Genomic DNA, 1,639 nt, shown 5'->3' with positions numbered 1-1,639 from the left:
CGCGAACAAATGCGCGTTGATATACAACGCGGGAAGTTAACAGAAGACGAGGCTCTTATAGTTACGAATGAATTGGCAAGAACTGGAATCCAGACTCCAGATATAACCTTCTGAAGAGTCGCTATACTCGTCTTCTCTTTTTGTTCGGATTCCTTCGCAAACGAGGCAATAATTTACCTGCGCCAACTTTTTCTAAAGTGCGTAATCCAGCTGCGGATATAGAAAGAAGAACAGCCCGACCTAATTCAGGAACCCAAACTCTTTGACGGTGCACATTAGACTTGAAGGTTCTACGACTTTTACCAGCTACCTTAAGACCAATTCCCTTTTTCTTCTTTGCGATACCTCGCATGCTGTACGACATGCCGGCACGAGTGGCTCGACCTGTGATTTGGCAAACCCTTCTAGACATAAAACTAAACTTGGCTCCAGAAAACAAAAAAACAGGGCCTGCAGCAAAGATGTAAGCAGGACCCGTCGAATCTAACAGGGTTGGTTCATTTTACTCAAGGCGAGCAGTTTGCTTTCGGCCAACTGTCTTTAATAAGTCCTATACCGGTGTCCAATTTTTTCTCTGATGAATTTCTTTAGTTTTTTCCGCGAATTTTCTTTGTTGTCGAATGATTCTTAAAGCAACTGTAACAGATTCTTTTTGATTATTTGGTTTATTTGAGTTGTATGCCATGTAGAAGGTAATTTTATATAGCTCAAGAAGGTCTTTAGGTGGTAAAAGCACATCTTTGTAAGCTAGGTGTTCAATTTGGTCCTTTGGTAGTATCGGCAATTCATTTTCATTTTCCATAATAGCTAACTTCAACCTCTTTTGAAACGATTGTTGAAGTCTAAACGCAAATTCCATCTCAATTTGGTCGTTTGGACGTGCTATAGTCAATAGACAACGCTTTTTCCATAATTGGATCGACTCATTCCATGCTTTCTCAATGTTTTTTTGATCTTTGTTTTTCATTTGTTTTTTCCAGATAACTGAGATTTTTGATGTAATTTCTTTAATTTCAATTTTAAAGTATGCAACTCTTCCTTTGGAGGTCCTTGTGGTAGATCCTTAGTGGAGGGAAGAAAAATATATGAAAAAAGTAGAAGTAGATTTGCTAGTTATTGGTTCGGGACCTGCCGGACAAAGAGCTGCGATTCAAGGCGCAAAGCTTGGGAAGAGGGTGCTTGTTGTTGAAGATGGCGACCATATAGGAGGTGGAGCTCTCAATGCTGGGACTTTGCCTTCTAAGGCAATGAGATATGCAGTTGTATCCTTAAGTCGATGGCATGAAAACAAGTTCAATACTTGTTGTAGTACTGAGTCTAGATTATTAGATGTCCAAGATAGAATGTATCATATACTGGAAGAGAGACGATCTGTAATTAAGAGTCAATTTGATCGAAATGGTATTTTTTTTACTCATGGAATAGCTCGGTTTAAAGATCAGTACAATTTGGAAATAGTTTACGACGGTAATGTAGTTGAGGAAGTAAAAACTAAATTTGTTGTCATAGCAACCGGTTCTGTCCCTAGGAACCCTATGGATGTTCCATTTGATGGAGAGCGTTTGATAGATTCAACAGCTCTCCTTAATATCAAAAAACTTCCAAAAGAAATTTCTGGAATTGTGTATATCCCAGTATT

The 1,639-nt window shown here is 38.8% G+C and carries 3 protein-coding genes; 1 reads left to right on the top strand and 2 read right to left on the bottom strand.

Annotation, left to right across the window (positions count from 1 at the left end; genetic code table 11):
• Positions 1-121: 121 nt before the first annotated feature.
• Both rpmB and GCCT14_RS04755 read right to left on the bottom strand, forming a co-directional pair.
• Positions 122-412, bottom strand: a complete 291-nt coding sequence (gene rpmB, locus GCCT14_RS04760; RefSeq protein ID WP_108624430.1) for a 50S ribosomal protein L28 — start codon at positions 410-412, stop codon at positions 122-124.
• Positions 413-550: 138 nt separating this feature from the next.
• The gene (locus GCCT14_RS04755; RefSeq protein WP_108624429.1) at positions 551-967 is read right to left on the bottom strand and encodes a hypothetical protein; all 417 of its coding nucleotides are present in this window, start codon (positions 965-967) and stop codon (positions 551-553) included.
• A gap of 118 nt (positions 968-1,085) precedes the next feature.
• Between GCCT14_RS04755 and GCCT14_RS04750 the strand changes: the two genes are divergently transcribed.
• Positions 1,086-1,639: FAD-dependent oxidoreductase (locus GCCT14_RS04750; RefSeq protein WP_157952632.1), on the top strand; the 554-nt coding region annotated here is incomplete at its 3' end.

The organism is Candidatus Similichlamydia epinepheli (assembly GCF_003056015.1).
The sequence above is the reverse complement of the archived record's forward strand: the minus strand, read 5'-3'. Positions and strand labels throughout refer to the sequence as shown.

What these genes read in the sequence shown, in the direction of transcription:
- rpmB (WP_108624430.1), bottom strand. Translation starts at nt 412, where the DNA reads ATGTCTAGAAGGGTTTGCCAAATCACAGGTCGAGCCACTCGTGCCGGC.
- GCCT14_RS04755 (WP_108624429.1), bottom strand. Translation starts at nt 967, where the DNA reads ATGAAAAACAAAGATCAAAAAAACATTGAGAAAGCATGGAATGAGTCG.